Genomic DNA, 15363 nt, shown 5'->3' on the forward strand with positions numbered 1-15363 from the left:
GGCTATGACGACCGAACTGACCGGGCGGAGCTCGACCGGCTCGGCCCGCCGCGGCCTGGCGTCGGCCACCGCCGCGAGCAAGGTCCCCGAGGTCACGCTGATCTTCTGGATCACGAAAATCCTCACCACCGGGATGGGCGAGACGACCTCGGACTTCCTGAACCAGAAGTGGGACCCGAAGATCATGGTCTCGCTGTCCGGGCTGGTGCTGGCCGGGGTGATCTGGGCGCAGTTCCGGGCGCCGCGGTACTCGGCGTGGATGTACTGGTCGGCGGTCGTCATGGTGAGCGTGTTCGGCACCATGTGCGCCGACGTGCTCCACGTCGCCTTCGGCGTCCCCTACGCGGTGTCGACCGCCTTCTTCGCGGTCGCGCTCGCCGCGATCTTCGTCCTCTGGTACCGGATCGAGGGCACGCTGTCGATCCACAGCATCACCACGCCGCGCCGCGAGCTGTTCTACTGGCTCACCGTCGTGACCACCTTCGCGCTGGGCACCGCCGTCGGCGACCTGACCGCCACGACGCTGAAGCTGGGGTACTTCTCCTCCGGCGTGATGTTCGCGGTGTTGTTCGCGGTGCCCGCGGTGGCGTACAAGTTCGGGCTGAACGGGATCGTCGCGTTCTGGTTCGCCTACGTCGTGACCCGGCCGTTCGGCGCGTCCTTCGCCGACTGGATGGGCGTCTCGGCCAAGCGCGGCGGCCTGGCGTGGGGGACCGGGCCGGTCAGCCTGGTGCTGCTCGCGATCATCGTGGCGCTGGTCGCGGTGCTCGCGGTGACGAAGATGGACGTCGCCCGGCAGGACTGACCCCCTACCCCGGTACTGCACGGAGCTTGGCTCCCCGGTGTGACGTGCGGCGGCGGCCCGCGGGACTACCGTCATCGGCATGACTTCTGTGCCGGGGGCACCACAGAGACAGAGACAGACACCGCGCGGGGGCGTGGACGGACTCGGCTTCAGCCGGACCGAGCTGCTGACAGTGGTGGCAACGGTGTGCGGGCTGATCCTGTTCGGATACGCCGACCTGCACGTACGCTTCGACGAGGCGCACGGCGTCTGGCGCCGCGGCGCCGAGGACTCGTATGTGTGGCTCTTCGCCATCCTGCGCGCGCTGCCGATCCTGTGGTGCCGCCGGCATCCGCTCATCGCCTTCACCGCGACGCTCGCCGGGTCCGCCCTCGCCGGCGCTGCCCTGGCCTCGGTGGTCGGGGCGCCGCTGCCCTGGTCGGTCTGGCCGTGGTCGCCGTCGAGCCAGCTGTGTGTGCTGACGGCGCTGGTGGTCGCGGGCTGGGAGGTCGGGCGGCGGCGGAGCATGGAGATGGCCACGGCGTACTTCCTGCTCACGCTGTTCCTGCAAACCCTCCGCCCCGGGTACGGCTTCGTCCTGAGCATCGGGTCGGTCATCGGCGGATCGGCGCTCGCGGTCGGCTGCCTGGAGCTGCTGCACGACCGGCGCGACGCGCGGCAGGCGCTGGCGGTCCAGGAGGAGCTCACCGAGGCCGAGCGCGAGCGGCGCGCGCTGCTGGAGGAACGCGCTCGCATAGGCCGGGAGCTCCACGATGTGGTGGCGCACCACATGTCGCTGCTCGCCGTCCAGGCCGAGACCGCGCCGTTCCGGATCACCGGTCAGAGCCCTGAGGCCGAGGCGGAGTTCCTCTCGATCGCCTCGGTGTCCCGCGAGGCGCTGAACGACATGCGCAAGCTGCTCGGTCTGCTGCGCGCGGACTCGGCGGAGGCCGAGACCGCGCCGCAGCCGCGGCTGGCCGACGTGCCGGCGCTGGTCCGGGAGGCCGGGGCGGAACTGGAGACGGTCGGCGACCTGGCGGAGGTACCGCCGCTGATCGGGGTGACGGCGTACCGGGTGGTCCAGGAGTCGTTGTCGAACGCGCGGCGGCACGCGCGGGGCGCCGAGGTCTCGGTGCGGATCGCGCGGACCGGCGAGGAGGTGCGGATCGAGGTGCGGAACGGGCCTTCGGCGGGGGACGCGCAGCAGGTCGCTGATAATGCGCTCGAGGATGAGCGTAAGGACGAGCCCGGCGACGAGTCTGATTCCGGGAGCGATTCCGAAACCACTACCGAGGCAGCGCCCGAATCCGCCGCCGCATCCGACCAGGACCCCGAACCGGCCGCGGGCCAGGGCATCATCGGGATGCGCGAACGCGTCCTGCTGGTCCACGGCGACCTCGAGACCGGCCCGACCGCGAACGGCGGCTTCGCCGTCACCGCGGTCCTCCCGCTGGAGAGCGACGCGTGAGCATCCGGGTCCTGATCGCCGACGACCAGGCGATGGTCCGTGCCGGGTTCGGCGCGCTGCTGGCGGCGCAGCCCGACATCGAGGTGGTCGGGGACGCCGCCGACGGCGCGCAGGCGCTCGCCGAGGCGGCCGCGCACCAGCCGGACGTGGTGCTGATGGACGTGCGGATGCCGGTGATGGACGGCCTGGAGGCCGCGCGGCGCATCCTCGCCGGCGCCCCCGAGCGGCCCAGGATCCTGATGCTGACCACGTTCGACCTCGACGACTACGTCTACGCCGCGCTGCGCGCCGGCGCCAGCGGCTTCCTGCTCAAGGACGCCCCGGCGGCGGAGCTGGTCCATGCCGTCCGGGTGGTCGCCGCCGGGGACGCGCTGCTGGCGCCGTCGGTGACCCGCCGGCTGATCGCGGACTTCGCCGCCCGGCGCCCCGCCGACCAGTCCGGACCGGTCGCCGTCGCGGCCCTGACCCCGCGCGAGCTCGACGTCCTGCGGCTGATCGCCCGCGGGCTGTCGAACCAGGAGATCGCCGGCGAGCTGGTGCTGGCCGAGCAGACGGTGAAGACGCACGTCTCGCGGATCCTGGCCAAGACCGGGCTGCGGGACCGGGCTCAGGCGGTGGTGCTGGCCTACGAATCGGGGCTGGTGACGGCGAACAGCCGATGAGTGCGCACTCGCGATGACCCCCTGCGCATCGGGTACGCACTCATCGGCCTTCGGCCAGCCCGGCGGCGTTCCCCGCCAGAACGTACCGCCGGGCCGGACGGTTCAGTCCTGCGCGCCGCCGGACAGATCCCACGGCCGAGCGGTCGCGCCGAGCCGGTTCCACAGGTTGATGAGCCCGATGTGCCAGACCAGTTCGGCCAGCTCGGTCTCGGAGAAGTGCGCCGCCGCCTCGTTCCACACCTCGTCGGACACCTCGCGGTCGGCGAGCCGGGTCACGGCCTCGGTCAGCGCCAGCGCGGCGCGCTCGCGGGCGGTGAAGTAGGGCGCCTCGCGCCACACCGCGACCAGGTTCAGGCGGCGCCAGGTGTCGCCGCCGGCGACCGCGTCGCGGGAGTGCATGTCCACGCAGTAGACACAGCCGTTGATCTGCGAGGCGCGCAGCTTCACCATCTCGCGCAGCGGCTTCTCCAGGCTGGTCTCGCCCGCGGCGCGCTCCAGGCCGTTCATGGCCTTGGCCATCGCCGGCACGAGGTCGTCGACGGCGAGGCGGACGGTGGGCTTCACGTATTCGATAACCTCAGTGTTCGTTGTCATGACTCTGACGGTACGCCGATTGTGGACCGCTGTTAGGATCCAATCCGATGGCTGAATATTGGTCCACTTTGGATGTCGACCTGCACCTCGCGGTCGACCCGGCTTCCGGTCGCCGGGTCGGGCTGGAGCAGGCGCTGCGCGAGGCGATCCGGGACGGCCGGCTGGCCGCCGGGACCCGGCTGCCCTCGACCCGGACGCTGGCAGCGGAGCTCGGGCTGGCGCGCGGGACGGTGTCCGCGGCGTATGACCAGCTGGTCGCCGAGGGGCATCTGGTCGCGGTGCGCGGTTCGGGGACGCATGTCGCCGACCTGGGATCCCGGGTCGGCGCACCGCTCCGGCCCTCCGCGGCGGGAGCTGCCTCCGCAGCCGAACCAGCAGGCAGCGAACGTCCCTGGACTCAACCTCTCGGCCTCAACCTGCGGCCGGGCTCCCCGGATCTGTCCTTCTTCCCCCGGGCCGCCTGGCTCCGCGCCGCTCGGCGAGCGCTGAACGCCGCTCCGAACAACGCCTTCGGCTACGGCGATCCGCGCGGCCGGATCGAGCTGCGGCAGGCGCTGGCCGAGTACCTGGGCCGGGCGCGGGGCGTGCGCACCGACCCGGAGCGGATCGTGATCGTCTCGGGGGCGGTGCAAGGGCTGGCTCTGCTGGCGCAGGTGCTCGGCGGCGCCGTGGCCATGGAGAATCCGTACATACCGCTGTTCCACGAGGTGGTGCGGACCCACGGCGCGGAGGTCGTGCCGCTCCCCGTGGACGAGGACGGCGCCCGCGTCGATCTGCTCTCCCGGCGCGCCTTCGACGGCGTCGACACCGTGGTGGTCACCCCCAGCCACCAGTATCCGATCGGCTCGACGCTGCACCCGGCGCGCCGCCAGGCGCTGGTGGAGTGGGCTCGCGAGGGCCGCCGCCTGGTCGTCGAGGACGACTACGACGGCGAGTTCCGCTACGACCGGCAGCCGGTCGGCGCGCTGCAGGGCATGGCGCCGGACCGCACGGTCTATCTCGGCACGGCCTCGAAGACCCTCGGTCCCGGAATCCGCCTGGCATGGATGGCGCTGCCCGAACACCTGGTCGGACCGCTCACCGAGGCCAAGCGGCACGCCGACCACCAGACCGAGTCGCTGGGCCAGCTGACCCTCGCGGAGTTCATCGCCTCCCACGACTACGACCGGCAGGTCCGCGCCGCGCGCCTGCGCTACCGGCGGCGCCGCGACCTGCTCGCCGAGCGGCTGCACCCCCGGGCCGGACGGCCGGCGGCCGGCTTCGCGCTCGGCGGCATCGCGGCCGGCCTGCACGCGCTGGTCCGGCTGGAACCGGCGGGGATGACCGAGGCCGAGGTGCTCCGGCGCGCCGCGGAGTCCGATCTGGACCTGGAAGGACTCGGCGACCTCTGGCACACGTCGCCGACGAACACCCATGCGAGCTCCGCCGCACGTCCGCAGGGCATCGTGGTGGGTTTCGGCAGTCCCACGGAAGCGGCTTACCCGCGGGCGCTGGACGCGTTGGTGCGGACACTTTCGTGGAGATGACTACTCATACGGTCTAATGGACATCGCACGATAGCCCGACCCGGCGTGCTGCGCAGGCGCTCCCTGCGTCACACTGGTCTCGGAACAGCACTGCCTTTTAAGAGGAGAAGCCCGTGGACGACGTACTGCGCCGTACGCCCCTCTTCGCCACGCTCGATGTGGACGCGGCCGCGTCCCTGCGCGCCTCGATGAACGAGATCGAGCTGGCCCGAGGTGACCTCCTGTTCCACGAGGGCGACCCCGGGGACTCGCTGTACGTGGTCCTGCGCGGGAAGATCAAGCTCGGCCGCACCAGCGGCGACGGCCGCGAGAACCTGGTCGCCGTCCTCGGTCCCGGCGAGATGTTCGGCGAATTGTCCCTGTTCGACCCGGGCCCGCGCTCGGCCGGCGCCACCGCGCTGGTGGACTCCACCCTGCTGGGCCTGAGCTCGGACGAACTGACCCCGTGGCTCGCCACCCGCCCCGACGTGGCCCGCGCCCTGCTCCGCGCGATCGCCCGCCGCCTGCGCCGCACCAACGACTCGATGTCCGATCTGGTGTTCTCAGACGTGCCCGGCCGCGTGGCCAAGGCACTCCTGGACCTGTCGGCCCGCTTCGGCACACCGGCCGAGGACGGCATCCACGTCGCCCACGACATGACCCAGGAAGAGCTGGCCCAGCTGGTCGGCGCCTCCCGCGAGACGGTGAACAAGGCCCTGGCCGACTTCGCCGGCCGAGGCTGGCTGCGCCTGGAGGCTCGCGCCGTGGTGCTGACGAACGTGGAGCGGCTGAGCCAGCGTTCGCGCTAGCACAAGCGTTAGACACAGGCAGACTGTTCTTTTCGGCCCGGCCGCCTTGGGGCGCGCCGGGTCGAATGCCGTGCGGCGGATCTTATGCTGCGCGGCGGACCGCCCTGCCACGAGCCTGAAAAACGACCGTCAGTTGCTGCCGGCCAGCAGGTCCCCGGCCAGCCGCAGTCCGTCCAGGTCGTGGATGTCCCCGGGCTGTGCCGGGATCTCCGCCACCGCGACGCTCGGCTGCGAAGCCGTGAACCGCTCGGCGAGGCGCCGCTCCCGAGCGCTGAGCCGGACGCGCTCGGCGTGCAGCCGCAGCAGGCCGGCGGCCAGGCGCTGGTCGGGGGAGTCGCTGTCCAGTTCCTCAGCGGCGGCCAGGGCCTTCTCCGCCGACAGCTGCGGCACCGCGACCGGGTGCACGCGGTTCAGGATCAGCCCGGCCAGCGGCATGTTCTCGGCGGCCAGGCGCTCCGTGAAGTACGCCGCCTCGCGCAGCGCGTCCGGCTCGGGCGCCGCGACCACCAGGAACGCCGTGCCGTCGGCTTGGAGCAGCTGGTAGGTCTCCTCGGCGCGCTGCCGGAAGCCGCCGAACATCGACTCCAGCGATCCGACGAAGGTCTGGACGTCGTGCAGCAGGCCGGATCCCAGGAGCTTGTTCAGCGCCATGGTGGCGATCGAGAAGCCGGATGCCAGCACCTTCATCGCGAAGCCGCCGCCGGCCTTCGCCGGCGCCATCAGCACCTTGATCAGCCGACCGTCCAGGAAGCCGGCCAGGCGGTTCGGCGCGTCGAGGAAGTCCAGGGCGGAGCGGCTCGGCGGGGTGTCGACGATGATCAGATCCCAGCTGCCGGTCTCCTCGCCGGTGCGGCGGAGCTGACCCAGCTTCTCCATCGCCATGTACTCCTGCGTGCCGGAGAAGCCCGCGGACAGCGACTGGTAGAAGGGGTTCTCCAGGATCTGGCCGACGCGGTCCGGATCAGCGTGCTTCTCGACGATCTCGTCGAAGGTGCGCTGCATGTCGAGCATCATCGCGAACAGCCGCCCCGGGCCCTGGACGCCCTCGACCTCGCGCGGGTTGTTGTCCAGCTCGGTCAGGCCCAGCGACTGCGCCAGCCGGCGCGCCGGGTCGATGGTCAGGACCACGACCTTGCGGCCCTGCTCGGCGGCGCGCAGGGCGAGCGCGGCCGCCGCGGTGGTCTTGCCCACCCCGCCGGAGCCGCAGCACACGACGATCGAGGTCGCCGGGTCGGTCAGCAGGCCGTCGACGTCCAGACGCTTCGGGGTCACACTCACGCAGCCTCCCCGGCCGCCGCCGCGGACAGCGTCGCGGCCAGCTCGTAGAGTCCCCCGAGGTCGATGCCGCCGGCGATCAGCGGCAGCTCCACCACCGGCTGCCCGGCGCCGTCCAGCGCGCGCCGCTCGACCTCTTCCAGCGCCAGGCGCTCGGCGTGCTCGCGGCCCAGCACCGCCAGGGCGTGGGTGTCGGAGGTCTCGACGCCGTAGGGCCGCAGCAGCGCCGCGACCCGCTTCTCCGCCGCCGTGCTGACCACCGCGCGCTTGCCGATCGCCAGGTGCGCGGTGCGGACCATGTTCACCAGGATCGTCCCGACTGGCAGCCCGGCGGCGCGCAGCTCCTCGACGCCGTCCAGCGTCTCCTGCACCGGCATGTCCTCCAGCACGGTGGTCAGGTGGACCGCGGTCTGCGGCGAGGTCAGCACCCGCATGACCGCCTCGGCCTGGTTCTTCACCGGGCCGACCCGGGCCAGCCCCGCGACCTCGGTGTTCACGTTCAGGAAGCGCGTGATGCGCCCGGTGGGCGGGGCGTCCATCACCACGGCGTCGTAGGCGAAGGCCGCACCGGGACGGTCGGCGGCGGTACGCCGGACCGCCTCGCAGGCCTTGCCGGTGAGCAGCACGTCGCGCATGCCGGGAGCCACGGTGGTCGCGAAGTCGATGGCGCCGAACTTCTTCAGCGCTTTGCCGGCGCGGCCCAGCTTGTAGAACATGTCCAGGTACTCGAGCAGCGCTTGTTCGGGATCGATGGCCAGCGCGAACACCTCGCCGCCGCCGGGCGCGATCGCGATACTGCGCTCCTCGTAAGGCAGCGGAGCGGTATCGAAGAGCTGCGCGATCCCCTGCCGTCCCTCGACCTCGACCAGCAGCACGCGGCCGCCGCCCTCGGCCAGGGCCAGCGCCAGCGCCGCGGCAGCGGTGGTTTTCCCGGTGCCGCCTTTTCCGGTCACGATGTGCAGGCGGCACTCCGGCGGCCAGGGTTGGCTCATGGCCCCAGCCTAACCATGCTCGGAACACTCCTGGGACGGCCTGCCTCTGGCGCTACTCTGGGGACCCGTTGTATGGCTGGTGCTTATCAGGGAACTTGGCCTAGGGGGGCCCATAGATGAGCGACGACGTCGATACCGAGCGCTTGGCACCGACGGAACGTGTGATCGCGGAGCGCTATGTCCTGCGCACGGAACTCGGCCGTGGCGGCATGGGCATCGTGTGGCGCGCCGAGGACCGGATCATCGGCCGCGCCGTCGCGGTGAAGGAGATGCGGCTCGCCGAGGACGTCACTCCTTCCGAGCGCGCCGACTTCGAGCAGCGGATCCTGCGGGAGGCCCGCACCGCCGGACGGCTGAACGACCCGGCTGTAGTGACGGTCTTCGACGTCGTCCACGACAACGGCTCCGTGTTCATCGTCATGGAGCTGGTCGAGGCGCCGACGCTGGCCCAGCTGGTCCGCCGCTCCGGTCCCCTGACCCCGCGCGCCGTGGCCGACATGGGACGCCAGGTGCTCTCCGCCCTGGAAGCCGCGCACGGAGCCGGGATCGTGCACCGGGACGTGAAGCCCTCGAACATCATGGTCGCCGGTACCGGCCGGGCCAAGCTCACCGACTTCGGCATCGCCCAGGCCGCCGACGACCCCACGCTGACCAAGACCGGCTCGGTCATCGGCTCCCCGGCCTATCTGGCGCCGGAGCGGCTCTCCGGGCACGAGGCGAGTCCGGCCTCGGACCTGTGGTCGCTCGGCGCGGTGCTGTACTTCGCGATCGAGGGCAAAGCCGCCTTCGAACGCGACACGACGGCGGCGACCTTCGGCGCGGTGCTGAACGAGGTCCCCTACCTGACCAACGCGCAGGGCCCGCTGGCTGCCGCTGTCTCCGGGATGCTGTCCTCCGCGCCCGAGGGGCGGCTGACCGCGTCGCAGGTCCGGACGCTGCTGGATGCAGTGACCGCGGACCGGGCCTCGGACGCGGCGCCGCAGGGCACGATGCTGATGTACGGCGGCGGAGGACCGACCTCGGCGCTCGGCATGCCAGGTCAGCCTGGGCAGCCTGGGCAGCCCGTGGGTTCTCCCGGGATGGCAGCGGCCGTCCCGCCGAAGCGGTCCTGGGCCAAGGTCGCCGGGACGTTCGCGGCGGCCGTCCTGGTCGCGGCGGCGGTCGCGGGCTTCGCCGCCTACGGCGCGGGCTCGGATGCGGGCAAGAAGCAGGCGCACAAGGCGGACGTGCGACCCTCGGACGCGGTGAAGGTGTTCACGCTCGGCGGGCCGGGGACCGACTTCCCGAGCCTGCCGATAGGCAGCGGCCAGTCCTGTATGAGCGGCCCGCCGTTCCTTCCCGGCACGCCGACCTACCAGGACGCGCAGTGCTCGGGCTCGCACGACCTGGAGCTTTACTACCGGACCACGGTCACCAGCAGCTCGTTCAGCTCCTACGGCTCGGACGGCGACGGCCCGATCCCCTACCCGGGCGTCGCGGAGCTGTCCGCGCTGGGCCGGCAGCTGTGCTGGGCCGACCGGCTGATCGCGCCCGGAGCGAACCCCGTCGGCAGCCACTACGACTACTACGCGCTCATCCCGAGCGACAATCTGTGGAACGGCCAGCACCTGCCCGCCAACTGGCACGCCGACCAGGACGTCTACTGCGTCATGACGAACAGCGCCGGCCAACTCCCCGGAGATACGAGCCACTAGCCGCCGCCCCTTAGGCTTGCCCTATGACCAAGTGGGAATACGCGACTGTGCCGCTGCTGGTTCACGCCACGAAGCAGATCCTCGACACCTGGGGGCAGGACGGCTGGGAACTCGTCCAGGTCGTCCCCGGCCCGAACCCGGACCAGCTGGTCGCCTACCTGAAGCGTCCGAAGACGACGGAGTCCTAAGACATGACCCACCCCGAAGAGAAGCTGGCGGCCCTCGGCCTGAAGCTGCCCGAGGTCGCGGCGCCCGTCGCGGCCTACATCCCGGTCCTGCGCAGCGGCAACCTCGTCTACACCTCCGGCCAGCTGCCGATGGTCGAGGGCGCGCTGCCGATGACCGGCAAGGTCGGCGACCAGGTCAGCCCGGAGGACGCCAAGGCCCTGGCGCAGCGCTGCGCGCTGAACGCGCTGGCCGCGGTGAAGTCCGAGATCGGCGACCTGGCCAAGGTCAAGCGGGTCGTGAAGGTCGTCGGCTTCGTGGCCAGCGCCCCGGACTTCACCGGGCAGCCCGGCGTCATCAACGGCGCCTCGGAACTGCTCGGCGCGGTGTTCGGCGAGGCCGGACGGCACGCGCGCTCGGCGGTCGGGGTGGCCGTGCTGCCGCTGGACGCCCCGGTCGAGGTCGAGCTGACCGTCGAGGTCTGACCCGGCTCCCGCATCCGTGGCGCCGACCTTCCCGGCGACGCCACGGATGCGGGGAGGACAAGAAGGGGATCGCATGTCGCAGCAAGGCGGGGAGTACATAGTCCCGGCCGGCAGCCGGCTCAGCGCGCATGTGCCGGAGGGCTGGGAGCAGCAGATCGCCGCCTACGAGCGCGGCGAGTTCACCGCGGTGCCGCCGAAGCACGCCGCGACAGTGGTGCTGCTGCGCGACCGCGAGGACGGTCCGCCGGACGTCTACCTCCTCAAGCGCGCCGCCTCGATGTCCTTCGCCGGCGGCTTCTACGCCTTCCCCGGCGGCCGGGTCGACCCGCGCGACGCCGACGCCGAGATCGGGTGGGCCGGACCCTCGGCCGCCGACTGGGCTCGGCGATTCGGCAGCGACGAGGCCGAGGCTCGGGCGCTGCTGTGCGCGGCGGTCCGCGAGACATTCGAGGAGTCCGGCGTCCTGTTCGCCGGACCCGACGAGCACTCCGTGGTCGCCGACACCACCGCCGAGGGCTGGGAAGCCGACCGCCGGGCCCTGGTTTCACGGGAAACATCACTGGCCGGGTTCCTCGCCAAACGCTCCCTGGTCCTGCGCACCGACCTGCTCGGCGGCTGGTCGCGCTGGATCACCCCGGAGTTCGAGCCGCGGCGGTACGACACGGCGTTCTTCGTCGCGGCGCTCCCGGCCGGCCAGCTGACCCGGGACGTGTCGGGGGAGACCGAGTCGACCACCTGGATGCCGCCCCGACAGGCCATTGACGACCACATCGCCGGGCGGGCCCTGATGCTGCCGCCGACCGTCACCACGCTGCGCGAGGTGCACTCCTTTAACACCGCCGCCGAAGCGGTACGGGCCGCGGCCACGCGTCCGCTCACGCCGATCATGGCCACGGTCCGGCGGCACGACGACGGGTCCTGGCACCTGGAATGGGAACTGTGACGGCGATGAGCGACCTGATGACGCCGGGCGTCCGGCCCGAGGCCGGGACCGAGCGCGCGACGCTGATCCTGGCTCCCAACGCCGACCCGATGACCCTGGACGGCACCAACACCTGGCTGCTCGCCGAGCCCGGCGCACGCGGCGCGGTGGTCGTCGATCCGGGACCGCTGGACGAGGGCCACCTCCAGTTGGTGCTGGCCACCGCCGAGGAGCGCGAGCTGCGGATCGGGCTGATCCTGCTCACCCACGGGCACTTCGACCACTCCGAGGGCGCGCCCCGGCTGGCCGAGCTGACCGGCGCGCCGGTGCGCGCGCTCGACCCGCGCTTCCGGCTCGGCGAGGAAGGGCTGGCCGGGGGAGACGTCGTGGACGTGGACGGGCTGCGCCTGGACGTGGTCGCCACGCCCGGGCACAGCGGCGACAGCATGTGCTTCGTGCTGCCCGACGACCGCGCGGTCCTGACCGGCGACACCATCCTGGGCCGGGGCACGACGGTGGTCGCCCATCCCGACGGGCGGCTGGGGGACTACCTCGACTCGCTGCGCCGGCTGCGCGATCTGACGGCCGCGCACGAGGTGGAGACCGTCCTGCCGGGGCACGGCCCGGTCCCGGCCGACGCGCTGGGCGTCGTCGAGTTCTACCTCGAGCACCGCCGGCAGCGGCTGGAGCAGGTGCGGGCGGCCGTGGCCGCCGGCGACGAGAGCGCCGCCGACGTGGTGGCCAGGGTGTACGCCGACGTGGATCCGGCGGTGCGCTTCGCCGCTGAGATGTCGGTGCGCGCGCAGCTGGAGTATCTCCACGACGGGGTGTGAGAGGCCGGTCCGTCAGGGCCGGTGCTGGAGTTTCGAGCTCAGATTTTCGAGAGCTCAGTTTCTTGGGAGCTCAGCTTCTTAACAACTCAGCTTCTTCTGAGCTCAGACCCTTGAGATTCGGCCGGCCGGGCCGGGAATGTCAGCGGGCCGCCAGGGCCCGCTCGCACACCCGGGTACCGGCCGGTTCGTCACGCCCGGCCGAAAGAGCCGGCCTCGTTGCGCTGGCGCGGGATCGCGCCCTGGGTCGCCGCGGCGAACCGCGGGTCGACCTCGGCGGCCGCGCCGAGTTCGCCGCCGGTGCGCTCGGCACCGCTGCGCTCGTAGTGCTCCTTGGCGGACTCCAGGAACTGCCGCCAGGAGCGCACCTCAGGGCGCCGCCGCAGCAGCGCGCGCCGTTCGCGCTCGGTCATCCCGCCCCAGACCCCGTACTCGACGCGGTTGTCCAGGGCGTCGGCAAGGCACTCGGTACGCACCGGGCACCCCGAGCACACGGTCTTGGCCCGGTTCTGAGCCGCTCCCTGCACGAACAGCTCATCCGGATCCATGCCGCGGCACGCCGCCACAACGGTCCAGTCCTCTACCCAGCTCATCGCCGGTGCCGTCCTCTCGCAAAGATCGAGCTCCCCCAACGGCGGAGCCGACAGCGGCCCTTCCCCTCACCGGCGGGCGTCCACGGACCCGGACGCGTCGCTGGTGTGCCGGCCCGACGGTCGGACGCGGAACGCATCCGACCTGGTGGAAGGGTCGATCTCGGCAGCCAATCAGCACAATACGGAAGATCCCGAGGGCGCAACAGTCCCCGATGTACTCAATTCCTATGGTCCTTTGTGACTAGATCGCCGCAGATGCCGCACCCGCCGCCGCGCGGACGCGCCCCACCGGCCGCGCCACCCACCCGCCGGGGGCGAGGCCGACACCGTAGGGTGTCCCCCATGGCTTCGCACCCGCCCCGGCCCTTCCGCGGCAACGGACCACTGCGCGCCCTGTTCGGCCTTCTGATGATCAGTGCGCTGGCCGGCGTGCTGGTGGCCGGTATGGCACTGCCCTTCGTCGGCACCGCCGGGCTCGCCGCCAAGAGCGCCTCGGACCACTTCGAGGACATCCCGGACGACCTGAAGACCCCGGACCTGCCGCAGCGCTCGCAGATCCTGGCCGCCGACGGCTCGGTGATGGCCACGGTCTGGGGCGACTTCGGCAACCGGGTGATCGTGCCCTTCAACGCCATCAGCCCGAACGTGTGGCAGGCGCTGGTCGCCACCGAGGACTCCCGGTTCTTCTCGCACGGCGGCATCGACATGAAGGGCACGCTGCGCGCGTTCGTCTCCGACCTCGGCGGGTCCAACCAGGGCGGCTCCTCGATCTCCCAGCAGTACGTGAAGAACGTCCTGGTGCTGGAGGCCGGCAACGACAAGGCCAAGTACGCCGACGCCACCGGCGACTCGATGGCCCGCAAGGTCCGCGAGCTGAAGTACGCGATCGCCGTGGAGCAGAAGTTCTCCAAGACCGAGATCCTCGAGCGCTACCTGAACCTGGTGCCCTTCGCCGAGAACGTCTCGGGCATCGAGACCGCCGCGGACCGCTGGTTCGGCGTGCACGCCAGCCAACTCACCGTCCCGCAGGCCGCGACCCTGATCGGGATGCTGAAGAACCCGGTCGCCTACGACCCGGCCAAGCACCCCCAGGCCGCCACCGACCGGCGCAACACCGTGCTGGACCGGATGGCCGACCCGACCGTGCACTACATCACGCCGGAGCAGGCCGCCGCCTTCAAGGCGATGCCGCTGGGCCTGAACCTGCAGGCGCAGCACTCCGGCTGCATCTACGCGCCGGGCAGCGCGGCCTTCTTCTGCGAGTACATCGAGCAGGAGATCCTGAACGACCCGATATACGGCAAGACCAAGGCCGACCGCGCGGCCTTCTTCAACCGCGGCGGGCTGACCATCAAGACCACGATGGACCCCAAGATGGAGGCCTCCGCCGAGAAGGCGATCAACGACAACGTCTCGGCCACCGACCTGCCCGGCGCGGCGATCGCGATGATCCAGCCCGGGACCGGGCAGATCAAGGCCATGGCCCAGAGCCGGAACATGGGCACCGGGGCGGGCCAGACCTATCTGAACCTGGCCGCCGACCCCGCCCACGGCGGCGGCAACGGGTACCAGGCCGGCTCGACCTTCAAGTCCTTCGTCGCGATGGCCGCGATGGAGAAGGGCCTGACCCCGGACTACGTCCAGAACCTGCCCTACCAGATCGACGAGACCCAGACCAAGTTCACGACCTGCGACACCCCGCAGGGCATCACCCAGGACCCCAAGTGGAAGCCGACCGACGAGACCCAGGGTGAGGCCGGTCCGCAGACCATGACCAGCGCGCTGTGGAACTCGGTCAACAACTACTTCATCAAGCTGCAGGAGCAGACCGGGCTGTGCGAGCCGGCCCGGCTGGCCGCCGCCGCCGGCCTGACCATCGACAGCGACAACGGCGCCGGCAAGCGCCTGGAGCAGATCGGCTCGTTCACCCTGGGCACCAACCAGGTGACGCCGATCGCGATGGCCAACGCCTACGCGACCATCGCCGCCCGCGGCATGTACTGCAAGCCGACCGCGGTCATCTCGATCACCGACACCTCCGGCAAGCAGTACCCGGTCGCCACCCCCGACTGCCACCAGACCATCGACCCCTCGCTGACCGACCAGCTGACCGGGATGCTGCAGGGCGTGGTCGACAAGGGCACCGGTTCCAAGGTCAAGGACTACTTCTCCGGTCCGGCCGCCGGCAAGACCGGTACCAACGACAGCCGCCTGATGACCTGGTTCGACGGCTACACCCCGAACCTGGCCGCGGCGGTCTGGGTCGGCGAGGTCTCCCCCAAGCCCGGCGACAAGGGCCTGGTGAACCTGAAGATCCACGGGCAGTACTACTCCCAGGTCTGCGGCGGTTGCCTGGCCGCGCCGATCTGGGGGCAGGCGGTCAAGGGCGCACTGGCCGGCACCTCGGTGCCCGACTTCGCGGTGCCCGAGCTGTCCGGCGAGATCCCGCCGCCCACCCAGCCGACTCCGCCGCCGGGCCAGAACAACCCTCCGGGCCAGGCCAACGGCGGTCAGAACGGCGGCGGCAACGGCGGGTTCATCGGCGGATTCCTCGGCGGGCAGTAGCCGCGCGGCAAAGGATCTCG

At 71.5% G+C, this 15363-nt stretch carries 15 protein-coding genes; 11 read left to right on the forward strand and 4 right to left on the reverse strand.

Annotated elements, in window-relative coordinates; all coding sequences use genetic code 11:
- Nucleotides 1–4 precede the first annotated feature (4 nt).
- The 3 genes from CACI_RS44000 to CACI_RS44010 all read left to right on the forward strand — a co-directional run bounded on the left by CACI_RS44000 (nucleotide 5) and on the right by CACI_RS44010 (nucleotide 2914).
- Entirely contained in the window at nucleotides 5–805 is an 801-nt protein-coding gene (locus CACI_RS44000) for a COG4705 family protein (RefSeq protein ID WP_015797435.1), read from the forward strand.
- 133 nt (nucleotides 806–938) lie between these two features.
- Complete coding sequence (locus CACI_RS46970; protein WP_049871927.1) at nucleotides 939–2252, forward strand: sensor histidine kinase; 1314 nt, start codon at nucleotides 939–941, stop codon at nucleotides 2250–2252.
- Nucleotides 2249–2914, forward strand: coding sequence for a response regulator (locus CACI_RS44010; protein ID WP_015797437.1), 666 nt, complete (start codon nucleotides 2249–2251; stop codon nucleotides 2912–2914). The genes CACI_RS46970 and CACI_RS44010 overlap by 4 nt, the downstream gene beginning before the upstream one ends.
- 102 nt (nucleotides 2915–3016) lie before the next feature.
- Here CACI_RS44010 and CACI_RS44015 read toward each other — a convergent pair whose 3' ends face one another.
- Nucleotides 3017–3508, reverse strand: a complete 492-nt coding sequence (locus tag CACI_RS44015) for a carboxymuconolactone decarboxylase family protein (protein ID WP_015797438.1) — start codon at nucleotides 3506–3508, stop codon at nucleotides 3017–3019.
- Nucleotides 3509–3555: 47 nt separating this feature from the next.
- Between CACI_RS44015 and pdxR the strand changes: the two genes are divergently transcribed.
- Together pdxR and CACI_RS44025 are read left to right on the forward strand one after the other, a co-directional pair.
- Nucleotides 3556–5034, forward strand: coding sequence for a MocR-like pyridoxine biosynthesis transcription factor PdxR (pdxR, locus tag CACI_RS44020; protein WP_015797439.1), 1479 nt, complete (start codon nucleotides 3556–3558; stop codon nucleotides 5032–5034).
- Nucleotides 5035–5147: 113 nt separating this feature from the next.
- Nucleotides 5148–5822 carry a Crp/Fnr family transcriptional regulator gene (locus tag CACI_RS44025; protein ID WP_015797440.1) on the forward strand — a complete coding sequence of 225 codons (675 nt, stop codon included), beginning with the start codon at nucleotides 5148–5150 and terminating at the stop codon, nucleotides 5820–5822.
- Nucleotides 5823–5951: 129 nt separating this feature from the next.
- Here the strand turns inward: CACI_RS44025 and CACI_RS44030 are convergent, their stop codons facing one another.
- Both CACI_RS44030 and CACI_RS53385 read right to left on the reverse strand, forming a co-directional pair.
- Nucleotides 5952–7100 (reverse strand): ArsA family ATPase, encoded by a 1149-nt coding sequence (locus CACI_RS44030; RefSeq protein WP_015797441.1) that lies wholly within the window; start codon nucleotides 7098–7100, stop codon nucleotides 5952–5954.
- Nucleotides 7097–8089: an ArsA-related P-loop ATPase gene (locus CACI_RS53385; RefSeq protein ID WP_015797442.1), complete on the reverse strand. Its 993-nt coding sequence runs from the start codon at nucleotides 8087–8089 to the stop codon at nucleotides 7097–7099. Before CACI_RS53385 ends, CACI_RS44030 begins: the two co-directional genes overlap by 4 nt.
- A 116-nt stretch (nucleotides 8090–8205) precedes the next feature.
- On the opposite strand from CACI_RS53385, the gene CACI_RS44040 reads away from it, so the two are divergent.
- The 5 genes from CACI_RS44040 to CACI_RS44055 all read left to right on the forward strand — a co-directional run bounded on the left by CACI_RS44040 (nucleotide 8206) and on the right by CACI_RS44055 (nucleotide 12188).
- Nucleotides 8206–9783 carry a serine/threonine-protein kinase gene (locus CACI_RS44040; RefSeq protein ID WP_015797443.1) on the forward strand — a complete coding sequence of 526 codons (1578 nt, stop codon included), beginning with the start codon at nucleotides 8206–8208 and terminating at the stop codon, nucleotides 9781–9783.
- A gap of 23 nt (nucleotides 9784–9806) precedes the next feature.
- A complete protein-coding gene (locus CACI_RS51870; RefSeq protein ID WP_015797444.1) occupies nucleotides 9807–9971 on the forward strand; it encodes a DUF4177 domain-containing protein in 165 nt (54 codons plus the stop codon).
- 3 nt (nucleotides 9972–9974) lie between these two features.
- On the forward strand, nucleotides 9975–10433 hold the full coding sequence (locus tag CACI_RS44045; RefSeq protein WP_015797445.1) for a RidA family protein: 459 nt from the start codon (nucleotides 9975–9977) through the stop codon (nucleotides 10431–10433).
- Nucleotides 10434–10506: 73 nt separating this feature from the next.
- Nucleotides 10507–11376 carry an NUDIX hydrolase gene (locus CACI_RS44050; RefSeq protein WP_015797446.1) on the forward strand — a complete coding sequence of 290 codons (870 nt, stop codon included), beginning with the start codon at nucleotides 10507–10509 and terminating at the stop codon, nucleotides 11374–11376.
- A complete protein-coding gene (locus CACI_RS44055) occupies nucleotides 11364–12188 on the forward strand; it encodes an MBL fold metallo-hydrolase (RefSeq protein ID WP_143765649.1) in 825 nt (274 codons plus the stop codon). Before CACI_RS44050 ends, CACI_RS44055 begins: the two co-directional genes overlap by 13 nt.
- A gap of 188 nt (nucleotides 12189–12376) precedes the next feature.
- Here the strand turns inward: CACI_RS44055 and CACI_RS54005 are convergent, their stop codons facing one another.
- Nucleotides 12377–12832, reverse strand: a complete 456-nt coding sequence (locus tag CACI_RS54005; protein ID WP_395994357.1) for a WhiB family transcriptional regulator — start codon at nucleotides 12830–12832, stop codon at nucleotides 12377–12379.
- A 288-nt stretch (nucleotides 12833–13120) separates the two neighbouring features.
- On the opposite strand from CACI_RS54005, the gene CACI_RS44065 reads away from it, so the two are divergent.
- Nucleotides 13121–15343, forward strand: a complete 2223-nt coding sequence (locus CACI_RS44065) for a transglycosylase domain-containing protein (protein ID WP_015797449.1) — start codon at nucleotides 13121–13123, stop codon at nucleotides 15341–15343.
- The last annotated feature ends 20 nt before the right edge of the window (nucleotides 15344–15363 follow it).

Source organism: Catenulispora acidiphila DSM 44928 (assembly GCF_000024025.1).
Taxonomy (GTDB): Bacteria; Actinomycetota; Actinomycetes; order Streptomycetales; family Catenulisporaceae; genus Catenulispora; species Catenulispora acidiphila.